Source organism: Billgrantia gudaonensis, assembly GCF_900100195.1.
Taxonomy (GTDB): domain Bacteria; phylum Pseudomonadota; class Gammaproteobacteria; order Pseudomonadales; family Halomonadaceae; genus Halomonas; species Halomonas gudaonensis.
Map to the genome: position 1 here is coordinate 186,691 of NZ_FNES01000003.1, position 15,265 is coordinate 201,955.

A 15,265-nucleotide genomic window follows, 5' to 3' on the forward strand; every position below is an offset into this window, starting at 1 on the left:
TCAACTCACTGTACGGCATCGCCTATATCGCTGGTGGCACATGTGCAGCGATCTATAGTCCTTGCCCCTCAGGGACGACGCATGGCGGCGACCAGGGCGCTCGCCCCGATCAGGCTGCCGGCGCCGGTGCGGTGCAGGATGCGGCGAAACCGAGCGCTCAGCAGCTGGCCGCCGGTGGTGGCCAAAAAGGTGTAGGCGAGATCGCTGAGCACGCCGATGACCAGGAAGGTCGAGAACAGGATGGCCAACTGCGGCAACAGGGGCTGGCTGGGCGCCACGAACTGGGGCATGAAGGCCATGAAGAAGGCCAGACTCTTGGGATTCAGCGCGGTGACGAGAAACGCCTTGGCCGTGCCGAGCCGGATGTCCGTGCCCGAAGGCTGCAGATCGCCCAGCCGGCCGGCCTCACGCCACATCTTGATGCCCAGATACAGCAGATAGGCGGCCCCGGTCCACTTCAAAATCTGGAACAGTTCGGCGGAGGTCATCAGGAGTGCGCCCACCCCGGCGAACGACAGGGTCATGGCCAGCAGGTCGCCCACGAAGAAGCCGGGAAGCATGGCCAGGGCGGCCCGTCGCCCTCGGTTGACCCCGGTGGCGACCAGCAGGGCCACGGCGGGGCCCGGGGACACGATGATCAACAGCGAAGCCAGGCAGAAGGAGAGCCAGAGTTCCAACGGCATAACGCGTTCCTCATACGACGTTCAGTGGGTCATGTCCGTGACGATCAGCGAATGAACATGACCGTAAAGGATCACTGCCGCCGCATGGAAAAGCAACACGGCCATCGGTCGGTTGGGGGGGCGGATGGCGGGATCGGTTCTTGTGGGGAAGGCAGCAGCCACCTTATTGGCCGCTGCCACACTTTGCGATTTGGTCCAAGTAAAACGATCCCTGTAACAGCTTGCAATGAAAAAGCCCACCGACAAGGCAGGCTTTCGTATAAGACGGGTGATGCGCTGGAGGTTTACTGGCTAGCCCTGCCCTATCACTCCCACTCGATCGTCGCGGGTGGCTTGCTGCTGACGTCGTAGGTCACCCGCGAGACGCCTTCCAGCTCGTTGATGATGCGGTTGGAGACTTTCTCCAGCAGCTCGTAGGGCAGGTGGGCCCAGCGGGCGGTCATGAAGTCGATGGTCTCCACGGCGCGCAGAGCGATGACCCATTCGTAGCGGCGGCCGTCGCCGACCACGCCGACTGACTTCACCGGCAGGAAGACGGCGAAGGCTTGGCTGGTCTTGTGGTACCAGTCGGCCTTGTGCAGCTCCTCGATGAAGATGGCGTCGGCCTCGCGCAAGATGTCGGCGTACTCCTTCTTCACTTCACCGAGGATGCGCACGCCGAGGCCCGGCCCCGGGAAGGGGTGGCGGTAGACCATGTCGTAGGGCAGGCCGAGCTCGAGGCCGAGCTTGCGTACCTCGTCCTTGAACAGCTCGCGCAGCGGCTCGACGAGCTTGAGCTTCATGGTCTCGGGCAGGCCGCCGACGTTGTGGTGCGACTTGATGACGTGGGCCTTGCCCGTCTTGCTGGCGGCGGATTCGATCACGTCGGGGTAGATGGTGCCCTGGGCGAGGAAGTCGACGCCTTCGATCTTCGTGGCCTCGTTGTCGAAGACGTCGATGAAGGTGTTGCCGATGATCTTGCGCTTCTCCTCGGGATCATTGACGCCTTCAAGCCGCGACAGGAACTGATCTTCGGCGTCGACACGAATCACCCGCACGCCCATGTGGCGGGCGAAGGTCTCCATCACCTGTTCGCCTTCGTTCTTGCGCAGCAGGCCGTTGTCGACGAACACGCAGGTGAGCTGATCGCCGATGGCCTTGTGCAGCAGCGCGGCGACCACCGAGGAATCCACGCCGCCGGAAAGACCCAGCAGCACGTGACGGTCGCCCACCTGCTCGCGCACGCGCTCGATCTGGTCCTCGATGATCCGCGCGGGGGTCCACCAGCGCTCGGCCTGGCAGATGCCGAGCACGAAGTGCTCGAGAATGCGCTGCCCCTGGCGCGTGTGGGTCACCTCGGGGTGGAACTGCACCCCGTAGAAGCGCTTCTCCTCCCAGGCCATGGCGGCGATGGGGCAGCTCGGCGTGGAGGCGGTCACCGTGAACTCCGCCGGTACCCGGGCGACCTTGTCGCCGTGGCTCATCCACACGTCGAGCAGTGCCTTGTCGGTCTCATGGTCGACGTGATCCTTGATGTCGCGGAACAGTGCCGTCTCGGCATCCACGCGCACCTGGGCGTAGCCGAACTCGCGCTGCTGCGAGCCCGCCACGGCGCCGCCGAGCTGCTCGGCCATGGTCTGCATGCCGTAGCAGATGCCCAGCACCGGCAGGCCCATCTCGAACACGCACGCCGGCGCGCGCGGCGAGTCGAGTTCGGTGACGGATTCCGGCCCGCCGGCGAGAATGATGCCGTTGGGGGCGTACTCGCGGATCTCGGCCTCGGTGATGTCGAAGGCGCGAACCTCGGAGTAGACGCCGATCTCGCGCACGCGGCGCGCGATCAACTGGGTGTACTGGGAGCCGAAGTCGAGGATCAGGATCTTGTGGGCGTGAATGTCGGTCATCTGGCCTTTCCTTTGAGAGGCGAACGGCCCGGAAACGCGAAAGCTGGAAGCGGCGCGGCCACTTCCAGCTTCAAGCTTCCGGCTTCAAGCTGGGTTGCGATGAAGCGCTGAGTCATGTCGCGAGCGATGAGGGGCTGGCTGCCGCCGGAACGGAGGATCCGGAGTTTACAGGGCGGTAAATGAGGATTCCGAGTACCGCCGGCAGCCAGGGTATCGAGCGCAGCAATGAATTCAGTGCTTCATCAGCCGGCGCGGTAGTTGGGCGCCTCCTTCGTGATCTGCACGTCGTGCACGTGGGATTCGGCGAAGCCGGCACCGGTGATCTGCACGAACTGCGGCTTGGTGCGCATCTCCTGGATGCTGGTGCAGCCGGTGTAGCCCATGGAGGCGCGCAAGCCGCCCATCAGTTGATGGACGATGGCCCCCATCACGCCCTTGTAGGGCACGCGGCCTTCGATGCCTTCCGGGACCAGTTTCTCGGCGCCGGCATTCTTGTCCTGGAAGTAGCGATCGGCACTGCCCTGATTCTGAGACATGGCGCCCATCGAGCCCATGCCGCGATACGCCTTGTAGGTACGGCCCTGGTAGAGCTCCACCTCGCCGGGGGCCTCCTCGGTACCGGCCAGCAGGCCGCCCACCATCACCGCGCTGGCGCCGGCCGCGATGGCCTTGGCCAGATCGCCGGAGAAGCGGATGCCGCCGTCGGCGATCAGCGGGATGTCGTAGGGCTCGAGCGCGGCGGCCACGTTGGAGACGGCGGTGATCTGCGGCACGCCGACACCGGCCACCACGCGGGTGGTGCAGATGGAGCCGGGGCCGATGCCCACCTTGACGCCGTCGACACCGGCTTCCGCCAGGGCCTTGGCCGCTTCCGCCGTGGCGATGTTGCCGCCCACCACCTGGATCTGCGGGAAGTGCTCCTTCACCCAGCGCACGCGTTCGATCACGCCCTTGGAGTGACCGTGGGCGGTGTCGACGATCACCACGTCCACGCCCGCTTCGGCCAGGGCGGCGATGCGGTCCGGCGTCTCGGGGCCGGTGCCCACGGCGGCGCCGACCAGCAGGCGGCCGTCGCTGTCCTTGGCGGCGTAGGGGAAGGTGCGCGCCTTCTCGATGTCCTGGAAGGTGACCAGGCCGCGCAGGTGGAAGGCGTCATCCACCACCAGCATCTTCTCGACGCGATGCTCCTGCATCTTGCCCTTGATCACCTCGAGGTCGGTGCTCTCGGGCACCGTCACCAGACGCTCGCGCGGGGTCATGATGTCGGCCACGCTGTCGCCGTGGTTGGGCTGGAAGCGCATGTCGCGCTCGGTGACGATGCCGACGAGCGTCTCGCCCTCCACCACCGGAAAGCCGGAAAAGCCGTACTCCTTGGCCATCGCCAGCAGGTCTTCCAGCTTGGCCTTGGGACCCACGGTGACGGGGTCCTTGACGATCACGCTCTCGTGCTTCTTGACCTTGCGCACCTCGGCCGCCTGGTGGGCGATGGTCATGTTCTTGTGGATGATGCCGATGCCGCCTTCCTGGGCCATGGCGATGGCCAGGCGGGCTTCGGTCACGGTATCCATGGCAGCGGAGACGAGGGGGATGTTGAGGGCGAGATCGCGAGTGAGGCGGGTCCGCAGGCTGACGTCCTTGGGCAGAACCTCGGAGTAGCCGGGGACGAGTAATACGTCATCGAACGTAAGAGCTTCTTGGGCCATACGTAGCATAGTCGGCAACACCCAGTGAGCTGGTGGGGGGAGGTGAAGTTAATCGACCATTATAACGCCCAGCCGGCGGTCGCGTCACGGGGCGAGCCGAGATCGAGGAAACCTCGCCGCGTTCGGGCTGTCGCACTCGAGGCGGGGCATGGAGAAGAGCGCAAGTCTCGCTCTCAGCCCCATCACGTACCGAAGGAGAGAACCAATGAATCTGACCCCTGTACGAAACAAGGCCCTCTTCACGCTCGCCGGCGCCGCATTGGCCGGCGGCTTCGCGCTGAGCGCCAACGCCCAGACCACCGACCAGCCCCAGGGCATCTACTCGGCCGACGACATTCTCGATGCCGAGGTCTACCTGAGCGAGTCTCCCGACGAGCAGATCGGCGAGGTAGAAGACATCGTGTTCAACGAGGCCATGCAGGTCACGGCCCTGGTGGTCGAGAGCGGCAGTGTGCTGGGCCTCGGCGGTCGCGAGATCATCGTCGAGGCCGGGCAGTTCAGCCTGCTGACCGAGACGGAGAACGACGACGACGTCGAGCACCGCGTGATGCTCGACGCCACTGCCGAAGAGCTCGAAGGTTACCCGGTCTACAGCGACGACTGGTGGGCGGATGCCAGGCTGCGTGCCCAGGAAACCTGGCAGCAAACGCAGGAAGGCGCCCAAAGTGCCTGGCAGACTACGCAAGAAGGCGCCGAACGTGCCTGGGAGACCACCCAGGAGAACGCCCAGCGCGCCTGGGAGTCGGCCCGCGACGCCGTCTCCGGCAACGACTGACCCTGCCGCCGATGACGCTGCCGTCGCCCCGCGCGGCGGCAGCGCCTCGGCCTTCGGGCATGATAGGCTGTGGCGCATCTAGCCAGGAGCCAGCCCATGCCCGCTTCTCCCGAAGCCCTCTCCGTCAGCGAAGTGAACCGCCGCGCCCGCCAGACGCTGGAGCGCGATTTCGACGAGCTGTGGGTGGAAGGGGAGCTTTCCGGCGTGTCGCGACCGAGTTCGGGCCACGTCTATTTCACCCTCAAGGACGACCGCGCCCAACTGCGCTGCGCGCTGTTCCGCAACCGTGCGCGCTTCGTGGCCGCGCCGCTGCGCGACGGCGATCTCGTGCGGGTGCGCGGGCGACTGTCGATCTTCGAACCGCGCGGCGACTACCAGTTGATCGTCGAGGCGGTGCAGGCCGCAGGAGAAGGCGAGCTGCTGCTCGCCTTCGAGCGCCTCAAGGCCCAGCTCGCCGCCGAGGGCGTGTTCGCCAACGCCCGCGCCCTGCCCTACCCGCCGCGCCGTCTGCTGGTGCTAAGCTCTCCCACCGGGGCGGCGATCCGCGACGTGCTGGCCGTGCTCGCCGCGCGCTGGCCGCTCGTCGAGGTGACGCTGATCCCGGTTCCGGTGCAAGGGCGCGAAGCAGCGCCGGCGATCATCGCCGCCCTCGGCCTGCTCAACCGCCAGTCGGCCCTCGATCCAGCGCGCGACGCCATCCTGGTGACCCGCGGCGGCGGTAGCCTGGAGGACCTGTGGGCATTCAACGACGAACACCTGGCCCGGGCGATTCAGCATTCGCGGCTGCCGGTGATGTCGGCGGTGGGCCACGAGGTGGACGTCACCCTGGCCGACTTCGCCGCCGACGCACGCGCCCCCACCCCTTCGGCCGCCGCCGAGCAGCTGGTGCCCGACCGTCGCGATCTGACGCACCGCTTGCAAGTACTGGAGGAGCGGGTCTCGCGCGCCGCCCAGGCCAGGCTGGAGCGCGAAAGCCAGCGGCTCGACCACCTGCGCGCGCGACTGCGCCACCCCGGCGAGGCGCTGGCGCGCCAGCGCCAGACCCTGGAGAGTCTGAGCGCACGCCTGGATGGCGCGATGGAGCGGCGGCTGGTCGCCCAGCGTCGCCACCTCGACCAGTTGCAGCGGCGCCTCGCCGCCCATCCGCCCGAGCGCGGTCTGACCGAGGCGCGCATGCGTCTGGCCAGCGCTCGCCAGCGACTCGGCCTGGCCATCGACCATAACCTGGCACGCCAGCGCGAACGCCTCGCCGCGCAGGCCCGCGAACTGCAGGCGGTCAGCCCGCTGGCGGTGCTGGGGCGCGGCTATGCGATTCTCGAGAACCGCGAGGGGCAGGTGATCAAGCGCGCTCGCGATACCCGGCCGGGTGAGCAGTTGAACGCCCGGCTGGGCGAGGGCCGCTTGACCGTCGAGGTCACGCAGCGAAAGGGCTCTTAATCATATAGCGAACGAGAATTTGACGAGACGCTGTTTATGCCTTTTCCTGGTAGATCTACCGCGTCGCCACATCACCGTGCGAACGCCTACGGATAGTTTCATCCAGGTCGATCCAGGAGGAGCAAGATGTCACTGCGTATCAACGACGTCGTACCCGACTTCGAAGCACAAACCAATCAGGGCACGATCCGCTTTCACGAGTGGCTCGACGACAGCTGGGCCATCCTGTTCTCCCATCCCAAGGACTTCACCCCGGTGTGCACCACCGAGTTCGGTGCCGTGGCCAAGCTCAGCGACGAGTGGAAGAAGCGCGGCGTCAAGGTGATCGGCATCTCGGTGGATGGCGTGGACGACCACCAGGGCTGGATCGGCGACATCGAGAGCTATTCCAGCAGCCAGGTCGATTTTCCGATCATCGCCGACGGCGATCTGAAGGTCGCCAAGCTGTTCGACATGCTGCCCGCCGACGCCTACCTGCCGGACGGCCGGACCCCGGCCGACAGCGCCACGGTGCGCTCGGTGTTCATCATCGGCCCCGACAAGCAGCTCAAGCTCTCGATGACCTACCCGATGACCGTGGGCCGCAACTTCGGCGAGATCCTGCGCGCGGTGGATGCCCTCCAGACCACCACCAGCAAGGGCGTCGCCACGCCGGTCGACTGGACGGTGGGCGAGGACGTGATCATTCCGCCGGCGGTGTCCGACGAGGATGCCAAGGCCAAGTTCGGCGAGTTCGAGACGATCTTCCCCTACCTGCGCAAGACCCGCCTGCCCGAATGAACGCCCTCTGACTTTACGGCCCACCCGACCCCCGCTCCGGCGGGGGTTTTGCGTGGTACCAGGCATTCAGCGCTGGGGCTTGAAAGCACTCGGCTCGAGTTCGTGGCGCGCCAGCAGCTTGTAGAAGTCGGTGCGGTTGCGCCCGGCGATGCGCGCCGCCTGGGTGACGTTGCCCTCGGTGATCTTGAGCACCTTGACCAGGTAGCTGCGCTCGAAGCCGGCCCGGGCGTCGTTGAAGGTGGGCAGGGCACTGTCTTCGGCAGCCAGAGCCTGAGCCACCAGCGCCTCGGGGATCATCGGCGAGGTGGTCAGCGCCACGCACTGCTCCACCACGTTGACCAGCTGGCGCACGTTGCCCGGCCAAGCGCTGGTGGCCAGCAGGTTGAGCGCCTCCGAGGAGAACCCCTTGACGAACGGCTTGTGGCGGCTAGCCGCCTGGGCCACCAGGTGGCGCGCCAGCAGAGGCACGTCCTCGGCACGATCCTTGAGCGGCGGCAGTTTGAGGTTGACCACGTTGAGGCGATAGAAGAGATCTTCGCGGAACTCGCCCTGCTGCATCGCCTGACCGAGGTCGCGGTGGGTCGCCGAGAGAATGCGCACGTTCACCGGCACCGAGGCGGTGGAACCGAGCGGTCGGATCTGTCGCTCCTGCAAGGCGCGCAGCAGCTTGACCTGCAGCGGCAGCGGCATGTCGCCGATCTCGTCGAGGAACAGGGTGCCGCCGTCGGCGGCCTGGAAGAGGCCGCGGTGCTCGCTCACCGCCCCGGTGAAGGCGCCCTTGGCATGCCCGAACAGCTCGCTTTCCAGCAGCTGCTCGGGCAGCGCCCCGCAGTTGATGGCCACGAAGGGCTTGTCGGCGCGCGGACTGGCGTGATGAATGGCTCGCGCCAGCAGCTCCTTGCCCGAGCCGGAGGGGCCGGTGACCAGCACGCTGACGTCGGAAGTCGCCACCATCCGCGCCTGCTCCAGCACCCGCTCCATTTCGGGGCTGCGGGTGATGATGTCGGCGCGCCAGGCGATGTCGCCTTCGCTGCCGCTCGGCGCATGGGCCAGGGCATCGTCGATGGCGGCGAACAGCTCGTCACGGTCCACCGGCTTGGTCAGAAAGCCGAACACGCCTTGCTGGGTGGCACTCACGGCATCGGGAATCGAGCCGTGGGCGGTCAGGATGATCACCGGCAGGCCCGGCACTTCACGCTGGATCGCCTGGAACAGCGCCAGGCCGTCCATCTCGTCCATGCGCAGATCGGAGAGCACCAGGTCGGGGCGCTCGGCCTCCAGGCAACGCAGCGCCTCCGCCCCGCTTTCGGCGGTAGTCACCCGGAAGCCGCGGCTTTCCAGGCGCATGCCCAGCAGGCGCAGCAGGCTGACGTCGTCGTCCACCAGCAGGATGTGAGCCCCCTGGCGACGACTGCCGGCCTGCGTCGTATCGACGCCGCGAGCACGCGAGTGGCGGGAATCATGCAGTCGAGCCGCGTCCATCTTGTCATCTCCCAATGGCAATCCCCCTCTTCAAGGCGACTGCTGTCTCAGGTTGATATTGCGCTCGATGGCGGTCAGCGCATCGAGCTTCTCCGCCAGCTCGGCATTCTCGGCTTCCAGCGCCGCCAGCTCTTCGCGGGAGCGCTCGAGTCGGCCGGCCATGGCACGGCGCCCCTCCAGTTCGTTGAGCCAGTAACGCAGCAGCGGCTGCAGATCGGCGGGAGCGGCATGCAGGTCGGCCTTGTAGAGCTCGGCGGCACGATCCCACTGGCGCTCGTCTCCCCAGCCGAGCACCACGGCGCGCGCCAGGCGCCGCTGCGCGGCTTCGCCTTCTAGGCGCTCGAGCATGCCGTCGCGCCACTCGCCGTCGCCGCGCTGAGAAGCCAGGCCAAAGGCGATCCAGTCCGGCAGCAGGCACGCCGATTCGGTGAAATCCGGCACCTCGGCATAGCAGGCGACGGTCACATCGACCGTCTCCGGCTCCGGGGAGCCAAATGGCTGCTCGGGTATCCACTGGCAGCCGCCGAGCCACAATGCGGCCAAACACAAGCCCAGGGGGCGAAGACAATTCATCTATCGTTCCTTGCGTCGTTATCCGTCGAAACGGACGGCGAATGGTCGAGTATGGCAGGCTGGCGCTCCCCGCGACGTGGCAGCACCAGGCGGAAACAGACGGACAAGCGGTCATCCTCGGCCAGTTGCAGCACGCCTTCCTGCAGCCGGGCGCAGTCGGCGGCCACCGACAGGCCGATGCCAGACCCCTTGAGCGGCCCCTTGCGACGCGCACGGCCCTGGTAGAAGGGATCGAAGAGGTTGTCGCGGTCCTCATCGGCAATCGGTGGGCCGCTGTTGGCCACCTCCATCACCAGGCGATCCTGCGTTTCCCAGGCCCGGATCTCCAGCTCGCCGCCGTCATCGCCGTAGCCGATGGCGTTGGACACCAGGTTGTCGAGAATGCGTCCGGTGGCGGTACGGTCGACCACCCACTCCAGCGGGCCATCGAAGGCCGTCACCCGCATGCCCTTCTTCTCCAGCGCCAGGCGGTGCTTGGCCAACGTGGCCTTGACCAGCGTGGCCAGATCGAGACGTTCCGGATTCGCCGGCCGGTGGTGCTGCAGCAGATTGTAGTCGAGAAGCTGCTCGATCAGACGCTGCAACTCGCCGCTGCTGGTGTCGATCAGCGTGAGGATCTCGCGCTGGCGCGACGTCAGTTCCCCGGCCACGCCGTCGGCGAGCAGTGCGGAGCCTTCGCGCACGCTGGCCAGCGGTGTCTTGAGCTCATGGGACATGTGGCGCAGGAACTGCTGCTTCTGGGCTTCCAACTCGCCGAGACGCGACGACAGCCAGTCGAGGCGCTCGCCGAGGCGCACCAGTTCCGCCGGGCCCTGGATGTTGCGCGCCTCGGGCCCCTCCACGCCGCTGCCGATACCCAGGATGCGCCGCTCGAGCTGGCGCACCGGACGGATGATCAGCCAGCTGAACAGCAGCATCAGCACCAGGCTCGCCGAGACCAGTGCCCCGGTCTGCACCCACAGCCGGGTCTGCACGGCCTCGGCCCGCTCGCGAATGCGTTCGATGCGCGCGTCGATCTTCTGGTTGGTGGCCTGGCGCATCGCCTCGGTCTGCTGTGCGAAGGGCGCGAACAGCGCCAGCCAGGTTTCGAGAGCTTCGCCTTCCAGCGCTGGCAACTGGCCCAGGAGCACCAGTTGCCGACCCAGCGCCTCCACCGACGGTTCGTCGGGCAGCAGCTCGCGCTGGTCGGCAAGCAGCTCGGAAAATTCGGTATGCCGCTCGGCGAAGATCTCCATCAGGCTCTCCTGCTCGAGCACGGCGTACTGACGTGCGCTGCGTTCCATCTCCAGCGCCAAGGCGCTCAAGGTGCGTGCACGACGCGTTTCCTCCACCGCCTGACGAGCGCTGACATCGGCCAGGCGCGACAGTTCGGAGAGTGCCTGTCCGGCCTGGAACATCAGCACGCCGAGCGGCAGCATCACGATCAGAAAGGCCAGCAACACCAGTTGCAGCAACGAGCGAGGGCGCCAGCGACGCGAGACCTGGGTGGTCATGACTAGCGTTCTATTCAGCAGTCGATAGGGTACCGCCATGGGGCATGCCTGCAGGATAACAGAGTTCATCGCCTGCCGAGGGGACCTGGCGCACTGGCCGTTCGCCACCCAAAAAAAGAGGGCCGGCTGAGCCGGCCCAAGTACGCAGGGAACTGAAGGGTCGAGAAAGCAGAGGCATCGTTCGCCTGATCGAGCCATGTCCCACACTTTCCCAAGGGCCCGAGGGCCCCGCGAAGCGCCGTGCCGGGATCGATGCCACCAGGGGCTGGCCGTCACGGTCGGGCGGCGAACCGCCCGGCTTCGTCTCGCTGCGACGTCGCCTCGGCGCCGTCGCGATGTTCGATCCCCCGTAGGGGATGAGGCTTCCATGCCGGGGCTTCCGTGCCCGCTGGTACCTCTCCTTGCCAGTTGGCGGTACCCGTCTCATCGCAACCCGGTTCAGCAATCGAGTTACACATCGCGGAACAGATGCCGGTCGTCGAAGGCTCGGGGCACAGGGCATGGGGGTGGTACCCGAGTGCTTCGGCGACCCAGTGGTTCGAGCCGTTGAACCACTGTCTCTGCTCACTCTGTGTATAGCGACAAGCGTGCCAAAAACCAGACTAAACCTTTAAAATCAATCAATTAAAAAAACGAAGCCGTGGCAAGAACCGGCTTGGTCGCGGAATCCGAGCAGGCGACGAGACGAAACCGTCTCCATTTGGCAACGCGCAACATCGGGCTCACTATTTCCTCTTTAAAATCAAAGAAATAAAGCGTCGCCACTTGGAGACATCGCCCGCACGAGCGTTGTCGGCCGGCGACAGATCAGGCTCAGGTAAGCGGTTTGACGAGGATCTTCGACTGGCGGGCATGGTTGTAGGTATCGCGCCTGAGCGGCGGCAGAGCGCCGATGTCCGCCGGCCCGAAGCCGTGCTCGACGAACCAGTGAGCGGTGTGGGTGGTGAGCACGAACAGCGCGGTGAGCCCCATCCGCCGGGCGCGACGCTCCACTTCACCGAGCAGCATCGAACCGCGAGCGCCTCCCCGGTAGTCGGCGTGAATCGCCACGCAGGCCAGCTCGCCCATGGCGGCGTCGCCAAACGCATGCAGGGCGGCACAGCCCACCACCATGCCGTCGCGCTCGATCACCAGGTAGTCGTCGATCTCGTGCTCCAGGCGCTCGCGCGAGCGAGGCACCAGCATGCCGCGCCGCTCCAGCGGCTCGAGCAGCTCGAGAAGCCCTCCGACATCGCTCAGCTCCGCGGGACGCAGCTGCTCGTAGCGGTGCTGGGTGATCATGGTGCCGACGCCATCACGGGTGAAGAGCTCTCCCAGCAGGGCGTCGTGATCGTGCCACGACAGCAGGTGGGTACGCGCCACTCCATGGCGGGCCGCCGCGCAGGCTGCTGTGAGATGGCGCGCCGACTCGCTGCCGGGAATCGCGCTGGCGAGCAGCGGCTGGGCCTCGCTCGGGGTGAGCTGACGCTGCAAGGCACCGTGCGCGTCGTACAGGCCGGGGGCGTCGCCCAGCAGGATCAGCTTGTCGGCGGCAAGCGCCACGGCGGCCTGCTGGGCCACCTCGGCGGCGTCGAGGTCGAAGACTTCACCGGTGCTGGAGAATCCCAGCGGCGGCAGCAGCACCAGCGAGCCTTTCTCGAGCAGCCCCTGGATGGCCGGTGCCCGCACCCGACGCACTTCCCCGCTGTGGTGGAAATCGATTCCCTCGCGCACCCCGAGCGGCTTGGCCATCACCAGATTGCCGGACACGGCGGTGAGCTCCACGCCGTGCAACGGGGTGTTGGGCAGGCCCAGCGAGAGACGCGCCTCGAGCCACAGGCGCTGCTCGGCGGCGATGCGCTCGACATGGCTCATGATCGCCGTATCGGCCACCCAGCGCCCGTCATGGCGTTGCGGCACGATGCCGGCGGCATCCAGTGACTGGCTCACCTGTGGCCGGATGCCGAAAGCCACCACCAGGCGCACGCCCAGCGTGTGCAACAGGGCCAGGTCCTGGATCAGTTGCTCGCCGCGCCCGTTGGCCATCGCCTCGCCCTCGATCAGGATCACGAAGGTTCGCCCGCGATGGGCGTTGATGTAGGGCGAGGAATTGCGAAACCAGTCGACGAAGGGGAAGCGAGTATCCAAGGCCGCACTCCGGCAGCAGGTGAACGGGAAACAGGAGAGCCTGACTATAGCAGAGCGACGAAAACGGCGGCACCACTGTCGTGGCACCGCCGCTTCGGGCTTCGGGCTTCGGGCTTCGGGCTTCGGGCTTCGGGCTTCGGGCTTCGGGCTTCGGGCTTCGGGCTTCGGGCTTCGGGCTTCGGCAGCATAATGCACCGGCGCTGCCATCTTGCAACGCCCTACTCGTAGCCCGTGCCTCGTAACTCGCGGCTCGCGGCTCGTGTCCCGTAACTCGTGGCTCGTGGCTCGTGGCTCGTGGCTCGTGCTTAGCCGAACATGCCCTTGAACATGAAGAAAAACGATATCGACAGCGCTGCACCGGCCGGCAGCGTGATCAGCCAGGACATGGCGATGGTACCGATCACCCGCAGGTTGAGTGCCGCCATGCCGCGCGCCAGACCGACGCCGAGCACGGCGCCCACCAGGGTATGGGTGGTGGATATCGGCAGCCCGGTGCCCGAGGCGAGCACCACGGTCACCGCGGCGGCCAGCGTCGCGGCAAAGCCGCGGCTCGGGGTCAACTCGGTGATGCCGGTGCCCACGGTGGCGATGACCTTGTGCCCATAGGTGACCAGGCCGACGACGATGCCGCCACCGCCCAGTACCAGCACCCACCAGGGCACCAGCGCCGTGGCATCGATGACGCCATCGCTATAGACCACGCTGATCACCGCGGCTAGCGGCCCCACCGCGTTGGCCACGTCGTTGGAGCCGTGGGCGAAGGCCATGGCGCAGGCGGTGAACAGCATCAGCACGCCGAATACCCGCTCGACGCCGGTGAAACCGAAATGATCGGCCTGACGGCTGCCCGCCTTGACGCGCTTCTCCATCTGCATGCCGAGCACCATCACGCCCACGCCGAACAGGATCGACACCAGCAGGCTGACGCCGAAGCCCAGATCGAGCCCCACGTGCTTGAGGCCCTTGGTCAGCGTGACCATGGCCACGGCGAAGCCGACCAGCAGAATGTAGAACGGCACATAGCGCTTGGCCGCTGCGAACGGGTCGCGCGCTTCGAAGATGAGATGCTGCACCGACTTGAACAAGGTAAAGGCGATGGTGCCGGCGAGCAGCGGCGAGACCACCCAACTGGCGGCGATCTGTCCCACCTTGGCCCAACCGATCGCCTCCATGCCCAGCCCCGCCAGGGCAAAGCCGACGATGGCACCGACGATGGAATGCGTGGTGGAAACCGGCCACCCCTTCATGGAAGCGATCAGCAACCAGGTCGCCGCGGCCAGCAGTGAAGCGAGCATGCCGTAGACCAGCAGCTGCGGATCGCTCTCCAGCATGGCCGGGTCGATGATGCCCTTGCGGATCGTCTGCGTGACTTCGCCGCCGGCGAGCCAGGCACCGAGGAACTCGAAGACCACGGCGATGATGATCGCCTGCTTGATGGTGATGGCTTTGGAGCCCACCGAAGTGCCCATGGCGTTGGCCACGTCGTTGGCCCCGACGCCCCAGGCCATGAAGAAGCCGAACAGGCAGGCAAGAATGATGAAGGTGTCGCCGTGTTGCGCGATGATCGACATAGGGTGGCTTCCTATGTAGCTGTCGGGTTGACGAAAACGAATACGGCCCGCGATGGCGGGCCGTCGACTCAACGGGCTGTGAGGATCTGCAGACGGCTGCCGACGCGCTCGGCGCGGTCGGAAAGCTCGCCGACCCAATCGATGATCTTGTAGAGGAAGATCACGTCGACCGGCTTGAGACGGTCCTCCAACTCGAACAGCTGGCGTCGAATGGCCACCTGCTGGTTGTCGGCCTGCTGCTCGAGAACGTGCAGCTCCCGAATGAGGTTCTGCATCACGTCCGAGACGTGGCGTCCGAAGCCGGACTCCAGCAGATCCTCGAGCTCCTCCAGGGCCTGACGTGCCTGAGCCACGCAAGCGACGGCGGTATGCATGTAGTCGCGCATGGGCCCGGCGAGCTCGTTGGGCACCTGCATCTTGCGACCCAGCATGATGCCGGTGATGTCGCGCACCTTGTTGGCGATCTTGTCCTGCACGCTGATCAGGTCGAGCAGATCGCTACGTGAAACGGGCAGGAAGAGCGTGTTGGGCAGGTTGAGGCGCAGCTCGGTCTTGAGGCTGTCGGCCTCGTGCTCCAACCGCGTGATGCTCTCACGAATCGCAGCGGCCTCGTCCCAGTCTCCCTGGAGCGACGCTTCGAAGAAGGGCAGCAGCTTGTCGGAACATTCGTGAGCCTTGACGATGTGTGCCAGCAACGGCTGGAACGGAGAGCGACCGAACATCGCCGAGAACGGATTGGGTGTCACCATGGCGTATCA

Annotated in this window: 12 protein-coding genes; 3 read left to right on the plus strand and 9 right to left on the minus strand. The window is 66.3% G+C overall.

Features of this window, described 5'->3' with window-relative positions; translation table 11 throughout:
- Positions 1–68 precede the first annotated feature (68 nt).
- From BLP96_RS04875 to guaB, 3 genes are all read right to left on the minus strand, one after another.
- Positions 69–683, minus strand: a complete 615-nt coding sequence (locus BLP96_RS04875; RefSeq protein ID WP_089683708.1) for a LysE family translocator — start codon at positions 681–683, stop codon at positions 69–71.
- A 305-nt stretch (positions 684–988) separates the two neighbouring features.
- Positions 989–2,566 carry a glutamine-hydrolyzing GMP synthase gene (gene guaA, locus BLP96_RS04880; RefSeq protein WP_089683710.1) on the minus strand — a complete coding sequence of 526 codons (1,578 nt, stop codon included), beginning with the start codon at positions 2,564–2,566 and terminating at the stop codon, positions 989–991.
- 242 nt (positions 2,567–2,808) lie between these two features.
- The gene (guaB, locus tag BLP96_RS04885; protein ID WP_089683712.1) at positions 2,809–4,278 is read right to left on the minus strand and encodes an IMP dehydrogenase; all 1,470 of its coding nucleotides are present in this window, start codon (positions 4,276–4,278) and stop codon (positions 2,809–2,811) included.
- Between the two features lie 196 nt (positions 4,279–4,474).
- On the opposite strand from guaB, the gene BLP96_RS04890 reads away from it, so the two are divergent.
- The 3 genes from BLP96_RS04890 (at position 4,475) to BLP96_RS04900 (ending at position 7,261) form a co-directional block, all read left to right on the plus strand.
- Positions 4,475–5,044, plus strand: coding sequence for a PRC-barrel domain-containing protein (locus tag BLP96_RS04890; RefSeq protein WP_089683714.1), 570 nt, complete (start codon positions 4,475–4,477; stop codon positions 5,042–5,044).
- Positions 5,045–5,140: 96 nt separating this feature from the next.
- Positions 5,141–6,481: an exodeoxyribonuclease VII large subunit gene (gene xseA / locus BLP96_RS04895; RefSeq protein WP_089683716.1), complete on the plus strand. Its 1,341-nt coding sequence runs from the start codon at positions 5,141–5,143 to the stop codon at positions 6,479–6,481.
- A 126-nt stretch (positions 6,482–6,607) separates the two neighbouring features.
- Entirely contained in the window at positions 6,608–7,261 is a 654-nt protein-coding gene (locus tag BLP96_RS04900; protein WP_089683718.1) for a peroxiredoxin, read from the plus strand.
- 66 nt (positions 7,262–7,327) lie between these two features.
- Here BLP96_RS04900 and glrR read toward each other — a convergent pair whose 3' ends face one another.
- The 6 genes from glrR to BLP96_RS04930 form a co-directional block, all read right to left on the minus strand.
- Positions 7,328–8,743, minus strand: a complete 1,416-nt coding sequence (gene glrR, locus BLP96_RS04905) for a two-component system response regulator GlrR (RefSeq protein ID WP_281182548.1) — start codon at positions 8,741–8,743, stop codon at positions 7,328–7,330.
- Between the two features lie 30 nt (positions 8,744–8,773).
- On the minus strand, positions 8,774–9,316 hold the full coding sequence (locus BLP96_RS04910; RefSeq protein ID WP_089683719.1) for a hypothetical protein: 543 nt from the start codon (positions 9,314–9,316) through the stop codon (positions 8,774–8,776).
- Entirely contained in the window at positions 9,313–10,809 is a 1,497-nt protein-coding gene (locus BLP96_RS04915; RefSeq protein WP_089683721.1) for a sensor histidine kinase, read from the minus strand. The genes BLP96_RS04910 and BLP96_RS04915 overlap by 4 nt, the downstream gene beginning before the upstream one ends.
- An 813-nt stretch (positions 10,810–11,622) precedes the next feature.
- Positions 11,623–12,936 (minus strand): amino-acid N-acetyltransferase, encoded by a 1,314-nt coding sequence (gene argA / locus BLP96_RS04920; RefSeq protein ID WP_089683723.1) that lies wholly within the window; start codon positions 12,934–12,936, stop codon positions 11,623–11,625.
- Positions 12,937–13,241: 305 nt separating this feature from the next.
- On the minus strand, positions 13,242–14,507 hold the full coding sequence (locus BLP96_RS04925; protein ID WP_089683725.1) for an inorganic phosphate transporter: 1,266 nt from the start codon (positions 14,505–14,507) through the stop codon (positions 13,242–13,244).
- A 68-nt stretch (positions 14,508–14,575) separates the two neighbouring features.
- Positions 14,576–15,256: a TIGR00153 family protein gene (locus BLP96_RS04930; RefSeq protein WP_089683727.1), complete on the minus strand. Its 681-nt coding sequence runs from the start codon at positions 15,254–15,256 to the stop codon at positions 14,576–14,578.
- Positions 15,257–15,265 lie beyond the last annotated feature (9 nt).